Here is a 20,199-nt window from a genome sequence, read left to right on the forward strand (position 1 = left end):
CACGTCACTTCTTGAGAAGCGGGACGACCTGGTCGATGGCGTAGGGGATGCTGAGCACCGTGTTGAAGGACAGCGCCGCGCCGACCGGCGGGTCCTGGTAGGTCAGGAAGAGGTCGCGGCCCTGCTTGGCGACCTTCAACTCCTTGTAGACGCTGTCGTTCCTGATTCGCTCCCACGGCTCCTTGCCGGTGGTGAGCCAGACGAGGCGGTCGACTTCGAGCAGGTTCAGGCCCTCGGAGCCGAACTCGGCGACGTTGGACTTGCCCGCCTGCTCGGTGATCCGCTCGGGGATGGTGAAGCCGAGCTCTGCCAGGAAGGCCGATTTGGGATCGCCCTTCTGGAAGGCCGAGTACTGCCCCGCCTTGAAACTGTCGGCGGCGACCGCCGTCAGCCCCTTCCACTGCGGGTTGTCCGCGCGGACCTTCGCGAACCTGTCGGCGATGCCGGCGATGAGCTCCTGCGCCCTGGCCTCCTCGCCCAGCGCGCGGCCCGCCAGCAGCGTCATCTCCTGCCACGGGGCGGCGTAGGGGTCGTAGCCCTTCGGCTGGGCGACGACGGGAGCGATCTGCGACAGCTTGTCGTAGTGCTCCTTCTGGATGCCCGAGTACATGGCGAAGATCAGGTCGGGCTTGAGCGCGACCAGCTTCTCGAACTTGACGCCGTCCTCGCGCAGGCCGAGCACGGTGGGCTCGGTGCCGCCCCACATGGCCTTGGCCCACGGCCAGTCGGAGAAGGGGCTGCGCTGGAACCAGTCCACGACGCCGATCGGCTTGAAGCCCAGCGCCAGAACGGGCTCGTGGTCGCTGAGGCCGATGGTGACGATCCGCTCGGGCCTCTTGGCGATCTCGGTCGTGCCGTAGATGTGCTCGACCTTCACGGGGAAGGCCGCTCCCGACGGCGGGGCGGCCGTGGCCGTTGCGGGTGCGGACGCCGCCGTACCCGGCGGGGGGCTCGAGGTGCCGCAGCCGGCGGCGGCGGTCAGCGCCAGGGCGGCGAGCACCGCCGAGAGACGTTTGAACATGGATTCCTCTTCCGGATCTGGAGTGTCACCGGAACGCAGACTAAGGTAAGCCTTACCTATCTTCAATCGCCGGAAAAGTCTTGCGCGAGGCGCTTGAGTGAGGTATGCCTTACCTAAATGCGCAGCCAGATCGGATCTTCGTGACACAGCAGAAAACCGCCGCGGCACGGCGTCCGCTTCTCATCGCGGCGAGTGCGGGGGTCCTGGTCGCGCTCTGCGCGCTGTCCCTCGCCGTGGGCAGCAGGCCGCTGCCGCTCGACCAGGTCTGGACGGCCCTCGTCCACCCCGCGGGCGTCGACCCCGAGGTCGCGGCCATCGTCGCAGGGACCAGGATGATCCGCACCCTGGTCGCCGTCATGGCGGGCGCGGCCCTCGGCCTCGCCGGAGCGCTCATGCAGGGCCTGACCCGCAACCCGCTGGCCGACCCAGGGCTCCTCGGCGTCAGCGCGGGCGCCGCGTTCGGCATCGTGGTCGCCGCGGCCGCGCTAGGCGTGAGCGGTCTGGGGTCAGCGGTCTGGTTCGCCTTCGGCGGCGCCGCGCTCGCCGGCGCCGTGGTCTATCTGCTCGGCAGCAGGGGCAGGGGCGGGGCCTCTCCGGTCAAGCTCGCGCTGGCCGGCGTCGCCGTGACCTACCTGCTCGACTCCCTGACCGGCGGGATCGCGCTGACCGACCCCGAGGCGCTCGACCGCTACAGATACTGGTCGGCGGGCTCGCTCACCGGTCACGACGGCACGACGCTGCTGGCGGTGCTGCCGTTCCTGGCCGTCGGCGCGCTGCTGGCGCTGAGCACCGCGCCCGCGCTCAACAGCCTCTCCCTCGGCGACGACGTCGCCACCGCGCTGGGCCGCCGCCTGATCCTGGTACGGCTGCGCGGCGCGCTCGCCGTCACCGTGCTGACCGGGGCGACGGTGGCCGTCACGGGGCCGATCGTCTTCGTCGGGCTCGTCGTCCCGCACGTGGTGAGAATGATCACAGGCCCGGACCACCGCTGGCTGCTACCCGCCTCCATGACGCTCGCGCCGTGCCTGCTGCTCGTGGCCGACATCCTCGGCCGCGTCGTCGTGCGCCCCACCGAGCTCGACGTGAGCCTGGTGGCCGCCTTCCTCGGCGCCCCCTTCTTCATCGCCCTGGTCCGCCGCCGCAGGCTCGCGGAGCTGTAGCCGATGTCCGGACTCCACCTGACCCGCTCTCGCGGACGCCTGGCCTTCCGCGTGGACAGGCCCGCCGTCTCCGGCGTGCTGCGGCCGCGGCTCGTGCTGACCTGGCTCGTGCTCGCCTTCGTCGTGTTCGCCGCGCTCTGCCTGACCGTCGGAGTGGGCGCGGGCGACTACGCGATCTCGCCTGCCGCTGTCGTGCGCGCCCTGGGGGGAGAGGGCGAGCGCGCCGACCTGTTCGTCGTCCGGGAGCTGCGCCTGCCGAGGGCGGTCGTGGGCCTGCTGGCGGGCGCCGCCTTCGGCCTGTCGGGCGCCATCTTCCAGGCGATCACCCGCAACCCCCTGGCCAGCCCTGACATGCTCGGCATCACCCAGGGGGCCGGTGCGGCCGTCGCCGCGGGCATCGTGCTCGGCCTCGGCGCGGGTCTCGGACTGCAGGGCCTCGGGTTCGCCGGAGCCGTCGCCACCGGGCTGCTGATCTACCTGCTGGCCTGGAAGCGCGGCACCACCGGCTACCGGATCGTCCTGGTGGGCATCGGCGTCAGCTGGATGTGCGTCAGCCTCACCTCCTACCTGCTGAGCAGGGCCGAGCTCTACCAGGCGCACAAGGTCCTGGGCTGGCTGGTCGGCAACCTCAACGACAGGGGATGGGCGCACGCGGGACCCCTCGCCGTGGCGCTGGCCGTCCTGCTCCCCGTGGTGCTCCTGCTCGTACGGCTGCAGCGCACGCTCCGCCTGGGCGACGAGGTCGCCGGAGGGCTCGGCACCCCCGTGCAGCGCACCCGCCTGGCCCTCCTGCTGTGCGGCGCGGCCTTCGCCGCCTTCGCCACCGCCGCCGCGGGACCGATTCTTTTCGTCTCGCTGGCCGCGCCCCAGATCGCCCAGCGCATGGCCCGCACGGCCGCCCCGCCCGCCACCGCCGCGGCACTCACAGGGGCGGCGATCGTCCTCGTCGGCGACCTGATCAGCCAGCGGCTCATGGCCGACTCCGTCCTGCCCGTGGGGGTGGTGACAGGTGTGCTCGGCGCGCCTTTCCTGTTGTGGCAACTCGCCCGCGCCAACCGCATGGGCACTGGAGGATGAACACGTGACGCACCCGTCGCTGCGGGCCGCCGGGCTCAAGCTCGCCTATGACGACCGCGTCGTGGTCGACGGCCTGGACCTGGAGGTGCCGCCCGGCAGGATCAGCGCCATCATCGGCGCGAACGCCTGCGGCAAGTCCACGCTGCTGCGTGCCATGGCCAGGCTGCTGTCGCCTCGGGAAGGCGCCGTGCACCTCGACGGCCGCGCCGTTCACACCATGCCGACCCGCCAGGTCGCCCAGCGCCTCGGCATCCTGCCGCAGTCACCCGTCGCGCCCGAGGGGCTGACCGTCACCGACCTGGTCGGGCAGGGCAGGTCGCCGCACCAGACCTGGTGGCGGCAATGGTCGTCCCAGGACCAGGACGCGGTCACCGAGGCCCTGACGGCCACCGGCATGCTCGAACACGCCGACCGGCCGCTCGACGAGCTGTCGGGCGGTCAGCGGCAGCGGGCCTGGATCGCCATGGCGGTCGCGCAGGGCACGCCCGTGCTGCTGCTCGACGAGCCGACCACGTTCCTCGACCTGGCGCACCAGATCGACGTCCTCGACCTGGTCGTCGACCTCAACCGCACCCGGAACCGGACCATCGTCATGGTGCTGCACGACCTCAACCAGGCCTGCAGGTACGCCGACCAGCTGATCGTGATGAAGGCCGGCCGGATCGTCGCCGAGGGCCCGCCCGCCGAGGTGATCGACGCGGAGCTGGTGGAGCACGTCTTCGGCATGCGCTGCCAGGTGGCGGCGGACCCGGTCAGCGGAACCCCGCTGATCATCCCGATCGGCCGCCACCACACCGGCTCCGTCAGCGCCGGCCCGCGTACGAACGCTCGCGGGTGATCGAGCTCACGATCTCGCCCACCCGTACGGCGGTGTTCGACAGCAGGGTCGAGGTGATGCCGTGCGTGTGCTCGGTGGCTCCCTGCACGTAGATGCCGCAGCGCATCGCCTCCGTGGTGGCCAGTCGGTAGTCACGCTCGACGCGCAGGCCGCCGTCCGGCAGCCGCAGGCAGTGCTCGCCCGCCTCGCCCAGCAGCGTCAGCGGATCGCCGGGCCGGTAGCCGGTGGCGTACACGAGGAGGTCGGCGTCCAGCACCGTGCGCTCTCCCGTCGGCAGGAACTCGACCGTGACCCGAGGCCCCTCCGCGACCTCGGCCACCCGGGAGGCGTTGAAGATCCGCAACCGCTCCACGCCGCGCACCTTCTCCTGGTAGTGCCGCCGGTAGAGCTCGTCGATGAGCTCCAGGTCGACCACCGAGTAGTTCGTGGAGGCGTGGTAGTCCAGCAGCCGCCGTTTCACCGCGTCGGGGGCGGTGTAGAAGTGGTCGACGGCGGCGGGGTCGAAGATCCGGTTGGCGAAGGAGCTGTCGTCGGCCGGGGTGTAACCGTACTTGGCGAAGACCGCGCACACCTCCGTGTCGGGGAAGGTGGCGTGCAGGTGGTCGGTCACCTCGGCCGCGCTCTGCCCCGCACCGACCACGACCACCCGGCGCGGGTCGCGCAGCGCGGGCAGCCGGTCGAGCAGTTCCTCGCTGTGCCAGACGCGCTCGCCGCTCACCACACCGGGCGGCAGGACGGGCTCCAGACCCGCCGCGATCACCACGTTCCTGGTCCTTCTGGTCGTCAGCTCGTCGGAGCAGCCGCCCTGTCGTACGACCACGTCGAGGTACTCGATCACGCCGTCGACGCTCACCGGGGTGACCGCGACGACCTCGGACCTGTACTCCACCTGGTCGGTGAAGGAGGCCGCCGCCCACTCGAGATAGTCGTGGAACTCCAGCCGCGAGGGGAACATCGTCTTGTGGTTGATGAAGTCGACGAGCCTGTCCTTCTCGCGCAGGTAGCTCAGGAAGCTGAACTCGCTGCCCGGGTTGCGCATGGTGACCAGGTCCTTCAGGAAGGACACCTGCATCGTCGTGCCGTCCATCAGCATGCCGCGATGCCATCCGAAGGCCGGCTGCTTCTCGAGGAAGACCGCGTCGAGCGGAGCGTGCTCTCGTAAGGCGATCGCCAGCGCGAGGTTGGAGGGACCGAAACCGATGCCCACGAGATCGTGGACGTGCTGCTCCGACGGGGGCATTGATGACCTTCCAGGGTTAGGTTAGCCTGACCTAATTAAGGGGAGCCTAACTCGTTCCGATCGCCCCTACAAGGAGACGCCATGCGGGTCGTGATGTTCGGCTACCAGACCTGGGGCCACCGCACGCTGCGAGCGCTGCTGGACTCAGGTCACGAGGTGGCCCTCGTCGTGACGCATCCCAAGAGCGAGCACGCGTACGAACGGATCTGGAGCGATTCGGTCGCCGACCTCGCCGAGGAGCACGGTGTCCCCGTGCTGATCCGTAACAGGCCCGACGACGAGGAGTTGATGGTCAGGCTCAAGGCGGCCGACCCCGACCTCATCGTCGCCAACAACTGGCGCACCTGGATCCCGCCGGAGATCTTCGCTCTGCCCCGCCACGGAACCCTCAACGTGCACGACTCGCTGCTGCCCGCCTACGCCGGGTTCTCGCCGATCATCTGGGCGCTCATCAACGGCGAGAAGGAGGTCGGCGTCACCGCGCACATGATGGACGCCGAACTCGACGCGGGCGACATCGTGCTCCAGCGGGCCGTACCCGTCGGTCCCGACGACACCGCCACCGACCTGTTCCACCGCACCGTCGACCTGATCGGGCCCATCGTCGCCGAATCGCTGGAGCTCATCGCCTCGGGGCGCAAGGACTGGACGCCCCAGGACCGATCAAAGGCCAGCTTCTTCCACAAGCGGGCGATCGAGGACAGCCGGATCGACTGGACGTGGACCGCCGAGGAGATCGCCCGGCTGGTCCGCGCCCAGTCCGACCCGTATCCCAACGCGTTCACCCACTATGACGGCGAGCGGATCAGGGTGCTGAAGGCGTCGGTCTCCCGGGGCAGGTACGGCGGCACGCCCGGCAGGGTGTTCATCCGCGAGGGCGACGGCGTGGTCATCGTCGCGGGATCCGACGCCCGCCGGGGCCGCAGCCACGGCCTGGTGATCGAGCGGGTCCGCACGGAGGACGGCCGCGACCTGCCCGCCACCGAGGTCTTCACGACGATGGGCGGCTACCTCCGTTAGCCGTGCCTGGACCGCTGTCCGGGCAACCCGTTCTCGGACGGCGGTCCAGACGCCACCCGAGGGAGAGGCTCTGGGGGTTCTCGCCCCACGTCCCTCGCCTCGGGCTTCAGGTCAGGGCCGGCACGACGGCGCTGACCCCGCCGGCGAACAGCACGCCGCCTTCTGGGGGTGCCCTCGAGTTCGGTGGGATGGAGCCATGGCGACTGGAGCAAGGCCGTTGCGGGCCGACGCCGCGCGCAACCGAGACAAGCTGCTGGTCACCGCCACCCAGCTGTTCGGCGAGCGCGGCCTTGACGTGCCGTTGGAAGAGATCGCCCGCAGGGCCGGTGTCAGCATCGGCACGCTCTACAACCACTTCCCCACGAGGGAGGCGTTCTTCGACGCGATCTTCCCTGAGCGGCTGACGGCCCTTGACCGGATCGCCGAGGCCGCGCTGGCCCATCCTGATCCGTGGGACGGGTTCGCCGGCTTCCTCGAAGGGCTCTTCGCATTGCAGGCCGAGGACCAGGGGCTCAACGACGCGCTGGCCCGGCGGTTCCCCGTGCCCGCCGAGGTGACCGACGCCTGCCACCGCGGGTTGCGGCACGTGGATCGGATCATCGCGCGGGCGAAGGACGCGGGGCGGCTGCGTGGGCAACTGGACGAAGTGATCCAGAGGTCGGCGAACCGTCCCTGAGGCGGCCGGGCGCGGAACCCGGCCGCCTCGTGGCGGAACGCGACGCTGGAAGGTGAACGGCGGGTCCTCGGCGGGTGCCCGTGCCGTCAGACCAGGGCCTTCGCGCTGAGCTTCCTGGCGTGGTCGCGGGCGGCGGCGTGCGCGGCGGCCTGCGAGGCGGCCGCGGCCTCGCGCAGGGGCGCCATCGCGGGGACGGAGTCGGCCAGCGTCAGCTCGGCGGTGATCACGTGCAGGTCGAGACCGAACACCTCGGTCAGAATCTTGCGCAGGTAGGGGTCGGCGAAGTCCCAGCCCTCCCTCGGCGTGCCGGGGCCGTACGCGCCGCCCCGCGACAGGACGAGTGTCGCGGGCCGTCCCGCGATGGGGCTCTCGGCCGGCGTCATCCCGAACGTCCTTCCGGCGATCATGACCTGGTCCAGCCACGCCTTGAACGTCGAGGGGGCGCCGTAGTTGTACATCGGCACCGCGAACAGGTACGCGTCGGCCTCCTCCAGTTCCCTGGCGAGCCCGTCCTGCAGGAACGCGGCCGTCGCCTGCTCGGCGTCGTGGTCCGCGGCGGCCGCGAAGCGGGCGCTGATGCCCGCGGCGGTGAGGTGCGGGATCGGTCGCGCGCCCAGGTCGCGGTAGGTGACGGTGCCTTCCCACGCGTCCCTGAACGTCCCGGCCACGCCACGCGAGATCGATCCGCTCGGTACGGCGGACGCGTCGATGTGAAGCAGGTGGGGCATGATGATCCTCTCATCGGTGAGGCAGATAATCTGTAAAACAGATTGTCTGTTCGACCGCTTATCTGTCAAGTGAAGTAGAATCCGACCATGAAGACTGAGCGCGAGCTGCCGACCGGACTCGACGACTCGATGGGCTGGCTCCTCGGTCAGGTCTTCCACGCCCATCTGACGTGCTCGCAGGAGGCGCTCGCCGACTTCCCCGGCACGCAGCGCGGCTACATGGTGGTCAACGCGGCCGCCAACGGCTGCGCGCGCAACCAGATCGACATGGCCAACCAGCTCCGCCTCGACCGCACGGTGATGGTCTACCTGGTCGACCAGCTCGTGGCCGCGGGCCTGGTCGAGCGCGTGCCCGACCCCAACGACAGGCGCAGCAGGATCATCGTCGCCACGGACGACGGCAGGGCCAGACTGGCCGAGGCGACGCAGAAACTGCGCCGCGTCGACGACCACGTGTTCGGCGCGCTCGGCGCCGAGGAGCGCCGGCGCTTCCGCGACATGCTCCAGCGCGTCACCGCCCACCACCTGGCCGGTGGAGGCGACGCGCACGAGGCCTGCGCGGTCGCGGCGGCCGCCATGGACAATTAGGGATATTTCCCTACAGCTCGCGCGAGGCTCACGGGTACGCTCATGACCTCGTGAAGAGCACCCCCGTGGGCCGCTGGCTGCCCGCCTTCCTCCTGCTCGCCCTCATCTGGGGCAACAGCTTCTTCTTCATCAAGGTGGCCGTCAGCGCGCTGCACCCCCTCCAGGTCTCGTTCGGCCGGATGGCCATCGGCGCGGCCACCCTGCTGGTCGCGCTGGCCGTCACCCGCAAGGCGCTGCCCCGCGATCCCCGCCTGTGGGGCCACTTCCAGGTGGCCTCCGTGGTGCTCACGACGGTGCCCTTCACCCTCTTCGCGTACGGCGAGCAGTACGTCTCCTCTGTCGTGGCCGCCATCTGGAACGCCACCACCCCGCTGTGCACGCTCGCCTTCACGCTGCTGCTGCGCGCGGAGAAGGCGAACGCGAGCAGGGTGGCGGGGCTCGGAATCGGATTCGCGGGCGTGATGGTGGTCCTCGGGGTGTGGCAGCCCATGGACGGCGGCCGGCTCGGCGGCAGCCTGGCCTGCTTCGGCGCCGCGCTCTGCTACGGCATCGGCGGCTCCTACCTCGGCCGCTTCGTCACGGGCCGCCGCACGGAGGCGCCCGTCGTCCTCGCCGCGGGACAACTGTTGAGCGGCACGCTCCAGCTCGCGATCATCACCCCGCTGGCGGGGGTGGCACTGGTCGACCTCTCGGCGCCGCCCGCCGTCTGGTGGAGCATGCTCGGCCTCGGCGCTCTCGGCACCGGCATCGCCTACCTGCTGCTGTACGGCGTGCAGGCCCGGGCGGGGGTGACCACCACCTCGACGGTGACCTACCTGCTGCCGGTGGTCGCCGCCGCGTCAGGGGTGATCGTGCTGGGGGAGAGCATCACCTGGAACCAGCCGGTGGGCGCGCTGGTGATCCTGATGGCCATCGCGATGACCCAGGGCCTGGTCCGTCTGAGCCGCGCCCCTTCGGCCGCCGTCCCCCAGGGCGAGCCCACCAGAACCTGACAACGGGCCCGATCGCCCCGCCTCCAGAACCCGACAGCGGGCGCCCGGCCCGCCTCACCAGAACCGACAGCCGATGGGGCCGCGTCCCCTGTCTCACTCGGCCGGGTCGGCGGGCTTTCTCGACCGGCCGCGCCCGCCCCTGGCGGTGCTCGTGGCCTTCCTGCCCGCCACGAGCGTGTCGCCCGGCAGCGGCGGCTCCGACGTCTCCTCCGCCGAGGCGCGCGGCCGCGGGTGCGGCGCCGTGTCCTCGCCGGGCCCGCCGTCACTCTCGTCCGCCGCGGGCGGGGCACCGGCGGCGGGCGCTCGCGATGCCGGCCGGGCGGGGGCGGGTTCGCCCGTGCCGTGCTCGTGGAAGGATTCGGGGTCGCGCAGGGACTCCGGGTCGCGGAAGGACTCGGGGTCGCGCAAAGAGGCGATGACGGTGTCGGCCTCGTTGTCCGAGGCGAACTCGTCGGCCGCCTGGGCCTCCCTGCGCCTGATCACCACCATGTGGTCCACCGAGATCCGTCCGGCGGCGGTCACGGCCAGCAGTACCGAGGCCGCTCCCAGCGCCACGATCAGGTTGGTGTCGATCGGGTTCAGCGGCCTGGCGACCAGGAAAACCGCCAGCGTCTCGGCGAACAGCACCAGTCCCATCACGGGGGTGAACAGGCCGGCCACCAGTAACGCGCCGCCGATCAGCTCGGTGAGCATGGTGACCGCGGCCCACGCGCCGGGCGCAGGCGCGCCCTGCGCGGCGAACTGGGCGCCGGTGGCGGTGAGGCCGACTTCGAGCTTGTGCCAGCCGTTGGCGAAGAACAGCCCGCCGACCCCTACCCGGGCGGCGAGCGTGGCGAGATCGTGGAGGGTCCGTCTCACGGTATTCCTGTGACCTGATCGGGTCATTCCAAACCTCAGTCGCGTCGGATGAGCACGGCCACGGCGGCCGCGGTGGCTGCGAGCAGCACGACGCTGACGACGATCGTCGTGTGGAGCGCGTGAACGAACGCCCACCGTGCCGCCTCGAGCAGCGCGGCCCCCGCCTCGCCGCCCGTCTGCCGCGCCACGTGCGCGGCGCCTGCCATCGACTGCCGCGCCTGCTCCATCCCCTGCGCGGGCACCCCGCTCACGGAGGGGACGCCCGGCGCGTAGACGACCGCGGTGATCGTGCCGAGGACCGCGACCCCGAGCCCGGCGCCGAGCTCGTAGGCGGTCTCCTCGATCGCGGCCGCGCCGCCCGCCCTGGACTCCGGCGCGGCCGACATGATCGTGTCGGAGGCGGCCAGCAGTGCCACCTGCAGCCCGAAGCCGATGCCGACGAAGCAGATCGCCAGCATGAACGAGTGGGGCTCCACCCCCCACGCCAGCGGCGGCGTCAGTGACACCGCGACCAGCGCCAGCCCGCCGCTCATCGTGGCGCGCATGCCGATCCTGCGCAGCACGGACGCCGCCGCGAGGCCTCCCGCGATCGCCGACAGCACCAGAGGCAGCATCCTCAGCGCGGCGCCCAGCGGGCTGTCGCCGAGGACGAGCTGGAGGTACTGGGCGAGCATGAGCTGCAGGCCGACCAGGGAGAAGACGCCGAACAGCACGCCTGCCACGCCGGTGGCGAAGGCCCTGTCCTTGAAGAGGCCGACGTCGAGCAGGGGGTGGGGCAGGCGCCGTTGCCGCCGTACGAACCAGCAGAGCAGGCCGGCGCCCACCAGCAGGACGAGCAGGGCGGCCGGATGGCCCGCGCCGGCCTCCTTGAGTCCGAAGACGACGGCCAGGATGCCGAGCACCGACAGGACGGCGCTGGTCCCGTCCCACGGACGGCTCGTGCCCTGCCTCGACTCGGGCAGCAGCCGACGGGCGGCGGGGAGCAGCCCCAGCAGGATCGGCACGTTGATGAGGAAGACGGCGCCCCACCAGAGGTGCTCGACCAGCAGCCCGCCGACGAGCGGGCCGACGGCCGCGCCCGCGGCGGCCACCGCGCTCCAGACCCCGAGCGCGATCGCCCGCTCGCGCCGGTCGGTGAAGACCTGGCGGATGATCGACAGGGTGGCCGGCATGATCATCGCGCCGCCCACCCCGAGCAGGCCCCTGGCCAGGATCAGCGTCAGCGGTGTCGGCGCGAAGGCGGCGCCCGCCGAGGCCAGTCCGAACACGACGAAACCCCACAGGACCAGGCGTTTTCGGCCGTAGCGATCGCCAAGCGTGCCGAACATGATCAGAAGAGGCGCGACGACCAGCGAATAGGCGTCTATGATCCACAACAGCTCGACGGAGGACGGCTCCAGCGCCGCCGTCAGCGCGGGGACGGCGATGTGCAGGACCGTGGCATCGACGGTGATGAGGAGCAGGCTGAGGCAGAGCAGGACCAGAATTGACCAGCGGTTGGCCCCGCGTACGCCCTCGGCCCGCCGCACACCTGGCGCGCTTTGCAGGATCGTCATGCGGCGTCCATGACGGGCTTGGCTCGGTCATGGAACATGCGTGGCAGCTTAGGCGATGTCCGGCACGTCGCACACCCGTATCGACTGATCACATGGCGTGCTCCCACCTCTCTAGAGAGATACAGCAATATGTCCTGATCTATCGCGACAACGTGGGCGAACGGATCATGGAGTGGTGGGGAGCGACGGCGAGGACCCGGATTCCGCTGCCGGATTGTGTGCCGTCGCTCTCACCCACCTGTCCGCCGACCGGCCGGAGGCCGCGCTGACCGCCGCCCGGCGGGCCGTCGCCCTCGACCCTTCCCGCGAATGGGCCCACCGCCTGGCCAGCCTCGCGCTCGAACGTCTCGGCAGCGACGCCGAGGCCGTGCGGGAGGCGGAGGAGGCCGCGCGGCTCGCCCCGGGCTCCTGGCAGGCGCGGCTGCGGCTCGGCGCCGCGCTGCGTCGCGTGCCGGGACGCTGGAGGGAGGCCGCCGACAGCATCGCGGCCGCGGCCAGGTTCGCCCCCGAGGAGCCTGAGCCGCACGCCATGTCCGGTGACCTGGCCCTCCTGCGCGGCGAGCACCGGCCCGCCGAGGCCGCCTACCTGGCCGCCCTGCGCAGGAACGGCGGGCACACGCCCGCGCGCGTCAACTACGGGCTGGCCCTGCTGCGGTGGGACCCGCCCCGCGCCCACCACGACCCCGCCTGGAGCATCGACCCGCGCGAGACGGGCAGGGCGCGGCGCGCGCTCGAGGTCTGGTCGCGCCAGGCCCGCCTGCTCCCCGCCGTCGCCACCGCGGTCTCGGGCGCGCTGGTGGTCACGGGCCCCGTCCCCGACGTGCCGCTGGGCCTGGCAGGGGCCATCGCCCTGGTCCTGGTGGGCACGGCGACGGTCCGCCAGGCGCGCAGGGTGCGGATCTGGTCCACGGTCCCCGTCATGCTCGGCCGCGACCGGTGGCTCGGCCTGTCGGTCGCGACGGCGTGCATCGCCGTCGTCGCCTACACCGCCTCCCTGCTCGTCCCCCTCGCCGACCCGATCTGGGCGGGGCTCGCCGGGATCGTGCTGCTCAACGCCCCCGCTCTGGCCGTCCTGCGCGTGCTGACGGAGGCGTGGCGCGGCAGGCCGGTGCTCGCGCTGGCCCAGCTGTCGACGGCGTACGGCGAGCGCGCGGCCCGCCGCGACCTCGGCGTCACGCTCTGGATCGTGCTGGCGAGGGCGTGGTCGGGGCTGGCGGCGCTCGCGGTCACCGCCATCGTGGCGCATCCCGTCGTGGGGCTGGGCGCTCTCGCCGTGCCGTACCTGCTGGTCAGGGTCTGGGGCAGGGGAGGGCTGGCGGGCCTCGGGGCGCTGCGCGCCGACAGGTGGCTGGCCGTGGCCGCGGGGCTCGCGCTCACCGCCGCGCTCGCCTGCGTCGCCGCCGCCGTGTCGAGCCTGGTGGCGGCGTTCGCCGGCGGGGGAGAGCCGGTGGGCGTGTGGGCGTGGCGGGTCGCGTTCGGCGCGACGGGGGCCGTGGCCGCCGTCTTCGCGCTGCGCGCCCTGCGCGCATGGTGGCGCGGCGCGCCAGGCCCGTGGCGAGCCTCCCTGATCATGGCGGAGCCGGTCATGGACGGGGTGCGGGAGCCGGTGACGCTCACCCCGGAGATAATGAAAGCCTTCACTTTCTCCCGCGAGGTCGTGCTCGCCTGCGCCGACCCGCTCGGCCCCCGCGCGCTGGCCGTGGGGGCCGTCGTCTCCGTCACCCCCTCGGGCGAGCTGCGCCTGATCGCCGGAGCCGAGGCGTGGGAGGCGGCCGAGCGCGACCCCCGCGTCGCCCTGTTCGCCGCCGATCCGCTCCACCGGCGCTTCTGGGCGGAGGTGCGGGGCGTGGCGCTTCCCGACCCCGAAACCGACGTCCTGCGCGTGACGCCCAAACAGGTTCTGGTGGGGGAGTTCCCCGGACGGCACCAGCGCCGATAGCGACTCCCCCAATCGCCGCATTCACGCGCGCCGTATAGCGCGTCGCCCGCGCCCGTGCGGTATAACCGGGGGCGAACCGGGGAGGCGTGATGCGGGACTCCGACAGGACTCGCTCTGCGGGGCGGGCCGCGGCGCGAGATCTGTTTGAACAGGTACGGCTGCGCTATTTCCACCTTCCCCCCGCCATACGCAGGGTGATGCACGTCGGGATCCTGGTCGGAGCCGTCGGACTGGCGGCCGCGATGGGCTGGGACCTGTTCAAGACCTTCCTGGTCACGCTCGTCCTGCTCGGCTTCGTCTCGCTCACCCTGCGCTTCCCCCGCGCCGCGGCCACCGCGCTCGTGCTGCTGGGGTGGGCGTGCCTGCTTCCGGTGTTCATGGCGCTGTTCCCCGAGCGGTCGATGTCGCCCACCTTCATGATGGTGCTCGCGCTGCCCGTCGCCGCGGGCGCGCACCTGATCCGCTGGGTGACGCCGTGGGTGACCACGCTGATGGCGCTCGTGCCCGCCGGGGCGCTGGCGGCCGCGCTGTCACCCGTCTCCGAGGGCACCGCCGTCTGGGCGGCGTACGGCGCGGCCGCCGCCATCCTCGTCTACCGGTTCGTCCAGGCCCGAAGGGCCCGCGCCGACCTGGTGGAGGAGGAGCCCGTCAGGGTGCGCGCGCGGGAGTTCCAGCAGGGCCACCAGCAGCAGGCCGACAGGACCGCGCCGCCCCCGCCGATCTCGGTGGAGGACGCGCTCGCCGAACTGGAGGGCATGGTCGGCCTGGCGCCCGTGAAGGAGCAGGTCCGCTCCATCGCCGCCTCCATCGAGGCCTCCAGGCTGCGCGCCGAGGCCGGCTACCCTGCTGACCGGCCGACCAGGCACTTCGTGTTCGTCGGGCCGCCCGGCACCGGCAAGACCAGCGTCGCCCGCTCGGTGGCCAAGATCTTCTACGCCTTCGGCCTCCTCGAGACGCCCTACGTGGTCGAGGCGCAGCGGGCCGACCTGGTGGGGGAGTTCCTCGGCGCGACCGCGATCAAGACCAACGAGCTGGTCGACAGGGCGCTGGGCGGCGTGCTGTTCATCGACGAGGCCTACAGCCTCATCAACTCCTCCGAAGGACAGCCCGACAGGTTCGGTTCGGAGGCCGTCCAGACGCTGCTGAAGCGAGCGGAGGACGACCGCGAGCACCTGATCATCATCCTGGCGGGATACGAGCAGGAGATGACCTCCTTCCTGGCCTCCAACCCGGGGCTGTCGTCCAGGTTCGCCACCAGGGTCCGCTTTCCCAGCTACTCGCCCGCCGAGCTGCTGGAGATCACCGATCTGCTGCAGAAGCGGCGCGGCGACCGGCTCGCCCCCGAGGCAAGGCCCGCGCTGCTCGGCCTGTTCGAGGACGTCCAGCGCCGCGGCCTGGTCGACGAGCTCGGCAACGCGCGCTTCGTGCGCAGCCTGGTCGAGGCCGCCGCGCAGGCCCGCGACGTGCGGGTGGTGGGAGCGGGAGGCACGCCGACGACCGAGGACCTCACGACCACGACGGTCGCCGACGTCACCAAGGCCTTCAACGAGCTGACCGCCCGCTTCCGCGGCTACGCCGCCACGCCCACGCTGGAGGAGGCGCTGGCCGACCTCGACCGCATGGCGGGGCTCGAACCCGTCAAGCGGCAGGTTCACGCCATCGCAGCCCAACTCCAGGTGGCTCGCATGCGGCAGGAGCGGGGGCTGCCCACGCCGCCACAGATGCGGCACTTCGTCTTCGTCGGCCCGCCCGGCACAGGCAAGACCACCGTCGCCCGCGTCATCGGCCGCATCTTCGCCGCGCTCGGCCTGCTGGCCAGGCCCGACGTGGTCGAGGCGCAGCGCGCCGACCTGGTCGGCCAGCACCTCGGCGCGACCGCGATCAAGACCAACGAGCTGGTCGACAGGGCCCTGGGCGGCGTGCTGTTCGTCGACGAGGCCTACAGCCTGGTCAACCCCGGCTACGCCGGCGGTGACGCCTTCGGCGCCGAGGCGGTGCAGACGCTGCTCAAGCGCGCCGAGGACGACCGCGACAGGCTCGTCGTCATCCTGGCCGGATACGAGCGGGAGATGGACAGGTTCCTGTCCACCAATCCGGGCCTGGCCAGCCGCTTCAACCAGAAGGTCGCCTTCCCCAGTTACGCGCCGCGCGAGCTGGCCGAGATCGCCGTCCTGCTGGCCGAGCGCTCGGGAGACCGCTTCGACGAGGCCGCCCGCACCGACCTGGACGAGGTGTTCACCTGGGTGTGCGGCGAACGGCTCATCGACGGATTGGGCAACGGGCGCTTCGCCCGCTCCCTGTTCGAACGGGCGGCCATGCGCAGGGACGTACGGCTGGCCGCGCTGGGCGACACGGCCAGCGAGTCCGAGCTGACCACCATCACCAGCGACGACGTCCGCGCCGCCGTGGACGAGCTTTCCGGCCGCTGAACGTACCTGTCTTCGACGCTTCGCCGCCACACTCCGATCACATGGTGTAGCAATACGGCTACGATCAGTGGGCATCGGGAGGGGGGACGATGGCGCTGTTCCTGCTGCGCAGGCTGCTCAACTACGTGGTGCTCGTCGTCGTCGCCACCAGCCTGGCCTACATGCTGGCGGCCGGCGCTCTCGACCCGCGCGCCAACTACGAGGGCCGCAACCCGCCGCTGCCGCCCGCCGTGATCGACGCCAGGCTGGACGAGCTCAACCTCAACCCGGCCACCCCGCTGTTCGAGCGCTACCTCACCTGGGCGGCAGGCGTCCTCCACGGCGACTTCGGCAAGACCGTCGACGGCGACGCGGTCAACCGCGATCTCGCACGGCGCGCGGGCGTCACCTTCCGGCTGATCATCCTCGGCGTCGTCTTCGGCAGCCTGCTCGGCGTGGCCGTGGGCGCCTTCGCGGCCGTCAGGCAGTACGGCTGGTTCGACAGGATCACCACCACGCTCGCGTTCGTCGCGCTGGCCGTGCCGGTCGTCGTGCTGGCCAACATCCTCATCCTGGCGGGTGTGGCGTTCAACGACGCGGTCGTGCGCGTCTTCGAGGTGAGCGGCGAGTACACCCCCGGCCTCGAGGGCGGCTTCCTCGACCATGCCGTCGACAGGGTGAAACACCTGCTTCTGCCGACGATCTCGCTGTCGCTCCCGCTGATCGCCACCTTCAGCCGCTACCAGCGCAACATGATGCTCGACGTGCTGGGCGCCGACTTCGTCCGCACCGCGATGGCCAAGGGCCTGTCCAGGCGGGCCGCGCTCACCAGGCACGCGCTGCGCACGGCCCTCATCCCCGCCGCCACCTACTTCGCCTTCACCTTCGGCTCGCTGCTGGTGGGCGCCACGATCACCGAGACGATCTTCGGCTGGCACGGCCTCGGCGAGCAGCTCATCGGCTCCATCAACAGGAGCGACGTCAACACCGTCGCCGCGATCGCGTGCCTGACCGCCCTGTCGGTGCTGGCCGCCTCGCTCCTGTCCGACGTGCTGACGGCCGCGCTGGACCCGCGGGTGAGGGTGGCCTGACGGTGAGCATCGCGGACGAGGAGCAGGCCGAGCAGGCCGGCAGGATCAGGGCGCCCTCCAGGGGCAGGGTCGTGGCAGGGCGCTTCTTCCGGATGCGGCAGGGGCGGCTCGGCTTCGCGCTGCTCGCGCTCATGTTCGTGCTGGCCTTCGCGGGGCCCCACCTGACCCGCTGGACCTACACCGACAAGGACTTCACCGCCTTCCTCCAGCCGCCGTCGGCCCTCCACTACTGGGGGACGCTGCAAACGGGCGCCGACGTCTTCGCCGTGACGCTGCGCGGCATGCAGAAGTCACTGATCGTCGGCCTGCTGGTGGCGGCCGTCGCCACCGCGCTGGCCGCCATCGTCGGCGCGTTCGCCGGTTACTTCCTCGGCTGGACGGACAGGGTGCTGATGTGGGCGGTCGACCTGCTGCTCGTCCTGCCGAGCTTCCTCATCCTGGCGATCATGTCGCCGCTGTTCGCCGGTGGCGCGTGGCTGCTGTTCGTCCTCATGCTCGCGCTGTTCCTGTGGATGATCACCTCGAAGGTCGTGCGCGGGATGACGGTGTCGCTCAAGGAGCGCGAGTTCGTCAGCGCCGCCAGGTTCATGGGGGTGCCCGCGCCCACGATCATCTTCCGGCACATCATCCCCAACCTGTCGTCGCTGCTGATCGTCGACGCCACGCTCAACGTCAGCGCGGCGATCCTCACCGAGACCACGCTGTCCTACTTCGGCTTCGGCATCCAGCCGCCCGACGTCTCCCTCGGCAGCCTGATCGCCGACGGCTCCAAGACGGCCGTGTTCGCGCCGTGGACGTTCTGGTTCGCCGCCGGTCTGCTGACGGTGACCGTCCTCGCGGTCAACCTCATCGGCGACTCGCTGCGCGACGCCTTCGACCCGACCGCCGCGAGGGCCTCATGACCTCGCCCGTGCTCCAGGTCGGCGACCTGCACGTGCGCTTCGGCGACCTGCACGCGGTGCGCGGCGTCGGCTTCGAGGTCGGCGCGGGGGAGGTGCTCGGCATCGTCGGTGAGTCGGGCTCGGGCAAGTCGGTGACCTCGCTGGCCGTGATGGGCCTGCTACCGGCGCACGCGCGGGTGTCCGGGTCGGTCAGGGTGCACGGCACCGAGCTCCTCGGCGCCAAGGAGCGGACCCTCACCCGCCTGCGCGGCCGGACGATCTCCATGGTCTTCCAGGACCCGCTGTCGGCCCTGACCCCCGTCTACCGGGTGGGCGACCAGATCGCCGAGGCGGTCAGGATCCACCAGAAGGTCACCAGGGAACAGGCCGCCTCCAGGGCGGTCGAGCTGCTCGACCTGGTCGGCATACCCAGCCCGCGCCAGCGGGCCAAGGCCTTCCCGCACGAGTTCTCCGGCGGCATGCGGCAGCGCGCGATGATCGCCATGGCGATCGCCAACGACCCCGACGTCATCATCTGCGACGAGCCGACGACCGCGCTCGACGTCACCATCCAGGCGCAGGTGCTCGACGTGCTGAGGACCGCGCGGAGGGAGACCGGCGCGGCGATCGTGATGATCACCCACGACCTGGGGGTGGTGGCGGGGCTGGCCGACCGGGTGCTGGTGATGTACGCGGGGCGGGTGGTCGAGACGGGCCCGGTCGACGACGTCTACTACCGCACGCGCATGCCGTACACGATGGGGTTGCTCGCCTCCATCCCGCGCCTCGACGAGGGCGGACGGCAGGCGCTCGTTCCGATCAAGGGGCAGCCGCCCTCGCCGGCCGCGCTCCCACCGGGCTGCCCCTTCCATCCGCGCTGCCCGCACGCGGTCGAGGCGTGTGTGAAGGCGGAGCCCGCGCTGGAGCCCGTCGACACGCCACGACACCTGGCCGCCTGCATCAGGGCGGCCGAGCTCTCCGCGCCCGAACCCGAACTCGCCGAACCCGAACCCGCCGCGGCCGAACCAGCCGCGCCCGAACCTGCGGCGGCCGAGCCTCGACCCGCCGCGCCCGCGCCCGTGTCCGAGGCCGTGCCGGCCGGGCCCGCAGTGCCGCGGGGCGGTCGCGAGGTCGTGCTCGCGGTCGACGGCCTGGTCAGGCACTACCCGCTGATGAAGGGCGCGGTGTTCAGGCGCAGGATAGGAACCGTCCACGCGGTCGACGGGGTCACATTCGACCTGCGCGAAGGCGAGACGCTCGGCCTGGTGGGGGAGTCGGGCTCGGGCAAGACGACCGCGCTCATGCAGATCCTGGAGCTCACGAGGCCGCAGCGGGGCCGGATCGTGGTGCTCGGCCGCGACGTGGCGGACATCGGCGGCCGCGAACGGGCCGCGATGCGACGCCACCTGCAGGTCGTCTTCCAGGACCCGCTGGCCTCGCTCGACCCCAGGATGACCGTCTACGACATCCTGGCCGAACCGCTGCGCACCCACGGCAGGCGCGACCAGGGGCGGCGGGTGCTCGAGCTGCTCGACCTCGTCGGCCTCGACCCCACGCACGCCTCCCGCCATCCGCAGGACTTCTCCGGCGGCCAGCGCCAGCGCATCGGCATCGCCAGGGCGCTGGCGCTCGAACCGAGGCTCGTCGTGCTCGACGAGCCCGTCTCCGCCCTGGACGTGTCGATCCAGGCGGGCGTGATCAACCTGCTGCGCGACCTCAGGCGCAGGCTCGGGCTGTCCTACCTGTTCGTCGCCCACGACCTGGCCGTCGTCCGGCACATCGCCGACAGGGTGGCCGTGATGTACCTCGGCAGGATCGCCGAGATCGGCGGCGTCGAGCAGGTCTACACGACGCCCCTGCACCCCTACACCCAGGCCCTGCTGTCGGCCGTGCCGCTGCCCGACCCGAGGAAGGAACGTTCCAGGCGGCGGATCCTGCTCGAGGGCGACCTGCCGAGTCCGGCCCATCCCCCGTCGGGATGCCGCTTCCGCACCCGATGCCCCCTGTTCATGACCCTCACGGAGGCCGAACGCATCCCTTGCGTGACGGTCGAGCCCGAGATCAGGCAGCTCGGCGCGGACCATGGCGTGGCCTGCCACTACGCCGCCCAACCCGACTAGGAGGAA

The 20,199-nt window shown here is 71.6% G+C and carries 17 protein-coding genes; 12 read left to right on the forward strand and 5 right to left on the reverse strand.

All coding sequences use genetic code 11. The features are described from left to right. Nucleotides 1-4: 4 nt before the first annotated feature. Complete coding sequence (locus tag AC3EO4_RS14965; RefSeq protein WP_431896077.1) at nt 5-1,021, reverse strand: iron-siderophore ABC transporter substrate-binding protein; 1,017 nt, start codon at nt 1,019-1,021, stop codon at nt 5-7. A 140-nt stretch (nt 1,022-1,161) separates the two neighbouring features. Here AC3EO4_RS14965 and AC3EO4_RS14970 point away from each other — a divergent pair, with 140 nt between their 5' ends. From AC3EO4_RS14970 to AC3EO4_RS14980, 3 genes are read left to right on the forward strand one after another with little or no spacing between them, the layout of a single operon-like run. Then, nucleotides 1,162-2,181 (forward strand): FecCD family ABC transporter permease, encoded by a 1,020-nt coding sequence (locus AC3EO4_RS14970; protein ID WP_431896079.1) that lies wholly within the window; start codon nt 1,162-1,164, stop codon nt 2,179-2,181. Nucleotides 2,182-2,184: 3 nt separating this feature from the next. Further along, on the forward strand, nt 2,185-3,258 hold the full coding sequence (locus AC3EO4_RS14975) for a FecCD family ABC transporter permease (protein WP_431896081.1): 1,074 nt from the start codon (nt 2,185-2,187) through the stop codon (nt 3,256-3,258). 4 nt (nt 3,259-3,262) lie between these two features. After that, nucleotides 3,263-4,096, forward strand: coding sequence for an ABC transporter ATP-binding protein (locus AC3EO4_RS14980; RefSeq protein WP_379573622.1), 834 nt, complete (start codon nt 3,263-3,265; stop codon nt 4,094-4,096). Here AC3EO4_RS14980 and AC3EO4_RS14985 read toward each other — a convergent pair. Next, nucleotides 4,062-5,336: a lysine N(6)-hydroxylase/L-ornithine N(5)-oxygenase family protein gene (locus tag AC3EO4_RS14985; protein ID WP_431896083.1), complete on the reverse strand. Its 1,275-nt coding sequence runs from the start codon at nt 5,334-5,336 to the stop codon at nt 4,062-4,064. The genes AC3EO4_RS14980 and AC3EO4_RS14985 overlap by 35 nt on opposite strands. A gap of 81 nt (nt 5,337-5,417) precedes the next feature. On the opposite strand from AC3EO4_RS14985, the gene AC3EO4_RS14990 reads away from it, so the two are divergent. Continuing rightward, nucleotides 5,418-6,356, forward strand: coding sequence for a methionyl-tRNA formyltransferase (locus AC3EO4_RS14990; protein WP_431896084.1), 939 nt, complete (start codon nt 5,418-5,420; stop codon nt 6,354-6,356). 196 nt (nt 6,357-6,552) lie between these two features. Beyond that, the gene (locus AC3EO4_RS14995; RefSeq protein ID WP_431896085.1) at nt 6,553-7,032 is read left to right on the forward strand and encodes a TetR/AcrR family transcriptional regulator; all 480 of its coding nucleotides are present in this window, start codon (nt 6,553-6,555) and stop codon (nt 7,030-7,032) included. An 86-nt stretch (nt 7,033-7,118) separates the two neighbouring features. On the opposite strand, the gene AC3EO4_RS15000 is transcribed toward AC3EO4_RS14995, so the two are convergent. Beyond that, nucleotides 7,119-7,760, reverse strand: a complete 642-nt coding sequence (locus tag AC3EO4_RS15000; protein ID WP_379573626.1) for an FMN-dependent NADH-azoreductase — start codon at nt 7,758-7,760, stop codon at nt 7,119-7,121. 87 nt (nt 7,761-7,847) lie between these two features. Here AC3EO4_RS15000 and AC3EO4_RS15005 point away from each other — a divergent pair, with 87 nt between their 5' ends. Further along, the gene (locus AC3EO4_RS15005) at nt 7,848-8,348 is read left to right on the forward strand and encodes a MarR family winged helix-turn-helix transcriptional regulator (protein ID WP_379573627.1); all 501 of its coding nucleotides are present in this window, start codon (nt 7,848-7,850) and stop codon (nt 8,346-8,348) included. A gap of 50 nt (nt 8,349-8,398) precedes the next feature. Beyond that, nucleotides 8,399-9,340 carry a DMT family transporter gene (locus AC3EO4_RS15010; protein WP_379573628.1) on the forward strand — a complete coding sequence of 314 codons (942 nt, stop codon included), beginning with the start codon at nt 8,399-8,401 and terminating at the stop codon, nt 9,338-9,340. 93 nt (nt 9,341-9,433) lie between these two features. On the opposite strand, the gene AC3EO4_RS15015 is transcribed toward AC3EO4_RS15010, so the two are convergent. Together AC3EO4_RS15015 and AC3EO4_RS15020 are read right to left on the reverse strand one after the other, a co-directional pair. After that, complete coding sequence (locus AC3EO4_RS15015; RefSeq protein ID WP_431896088.1) at nt 9,434-10,198, reverse strand: DoxX family protein; 765 nt, start codon at nt 10,196-10,198, stop codon at nt 9,434-9,436. A gap of 35 nt (nt 10,199-10,233) precedes the next feature. Beyond that, the gene (locus AC3EO4_RS15020; protein ID WP_379573630.1) at nt 10,234-11,754 is read right to left on the reverse strand and encodes an MFS transporter; all 1,521 of its coding nucleotides are present in this window, start codon (nt 11,752-11,754) and stop codon (nt 10,234-10,236) included. Between the two features lie 175 nt (nt 11,755-11,929). On the opposite strand from AC3EO4_RS15020, the gene AC3EO4_RS15025 reads away from it, so the two are divergent. From AC3EO4_RS15025 to AC3EO4_RS15045, 5 genes are all read left to right on the forward strand, one after another. Continuing rightward, nucleotides 11,930-13,693, forward strand: a complete 1,764-nt coding sequence (locus AC3EO4_RS15025) for a tetratricopeptide repeat protein (protein ID WP_431896090.1) — start codon at nt 11,930-11,932, stop codon at nt 13,691-13,693. A 197-nt stretch (nt 13,694-13,890) separates the two neighbouring features. Next, entirely contained in the window at nt 13,891-16,122 is a 2,232-nt protein-coding gene (locus AC3EO4_RS15030) for an AAA family ATPase (RefSeq protein WP_379573632.1), read from the forward strand. An 89-nt stretch (nt 16,123-16,211) separates the two neighbouring features. Further along, entirely contained in the window at nt 16,212-17,192 is a 981-nt protein-coding gene (locus tag AC3EO4_RS15035; RefSeq protein WP_379573633.1) for an ABC transporter permease, read from the forward strand. A 2-nt stretch (nt 17,193-17,194) separates the two neighbouring features. Further along, nucleotides 17,195-18,094, forward strand: a complete 900-nt coding sequence (locus AC3EO4_RS15040; RefSeq protein ID WP_379573634.1) for an ABC transporter permease — start codon at nt 17,195-17,197, stop codon at nt 18,092-18,094. Further along, nucleotides 18,091-20,193 carry a dipeptide ABC transporter ATP-binding protein gene (locus AC3EO4_RS15045; RefSeq protein WP_431896092.1) on the forward strand — a complete coding sequence of 701 codons (2,103 nt, stop codon included), beginning with the start codon at nt 18,091-18,093 and terminating at the stop codon, nt 20,191-20,193. The genes AC3EO4_RS15040 and AC3EO4_RS15045 overlap by 4 nt, the downstream gene beginning before the upstream one ends. Nucleotides 20,194-20,199 lie beyond the last annotated feature (6 nt).

It is taken from the genome of Nonomuraea sp. bgisy101, from assembly GCF_057708945.1.

What these genes read in the sequence shown, in the direction of transcription:
- AC3EO4_RS14965 (WP_431896077.1), bottom strand. Translation starts at nt 1,021, where the DNA reads ATGTTCAAACGTCTCTCGGCGGTGCTCGCCGCCCTGGCGCTGACCGCC.
- AC3EO4_RS14975 (WP_431896081.1), top strand. Translation starts at nt 2,185, where the DNA reads ATGTCCGGACTCCACCTGACCCGCTCTCGCGGACGCCTGGCCTTCCGC.
- AC3EO4_RS14985 (WP_431896083.1), bottom strand. Translation starts at nt 5,336, where the DNA reads ATGCCCCCGTCGGAGCAGCACGTCCACGATCTCGTGGGCATCGGTTTC.
- AC3EO4_RS14990 (WP_431896084.1), top strand. Translation starts at nt 5,418, where the DNA reads ATGCGGGTCGTGATGTTCGGCTACCAGACCTGGGGCCACCGCACGCTG.
- AC3EO4_RS14995 (WP_431896085.1), top strand. Translation starts at nt 6,553, where the DNA reads ATGGCGACTGGAGCAAGGCCGTTGCGGGCCGACGCCGCGCGCAACCGA.
- AC3EO4_RS15000 (WP_379573626.1), bottom strand. Translation starts at nt 7,760, where the DNA reads ATGCCCCACCTGCTTCACATCGACGCGTCCGCCGTACCGAGCGGATCG.
- AC3EO4_RS15005 (WP_379573627.1), top strand. Translation starts at nt 7,848, where the DNA reads ATGAAGACTGAGCGCGAGCTGCCGACCGGACTCGACGACTCGATGGGC.
- AC3EO4_RS15020 (WP_379573630.1), bottom strand. Translation starts at nt 11,754, where the DNA reads ATGACGATCCTGCAAAGCGCGCCAGGTGTGCGGCGGGCCGAGGGCGTA.
- AC3EO4_RS15030 (WP_379573632.1), top strand. Translation starts at nt 13,891, where the DNA reads ATGCACGTCGGGATCCTGGTCGGAGCCGTCGGACTGGCGGCCGCGATG.
- AC3EO4_RS15035 (WP_379573633.1), top strand. Translation starts at nt 16,212, where the DNA reads ATGGCGCTGTTCCTGCTGCGCAGGCTGCTCAACTACGTGGTGCTCGTC.
- AC3EO4_RS15045 (WP_431896092.1), top strand. Translation starts at nt 18,091, where the DNA reads ATGACCTCGCCCGTGCTCCAGGTCGGCGACCTGCACGTGCGCTTCGGC.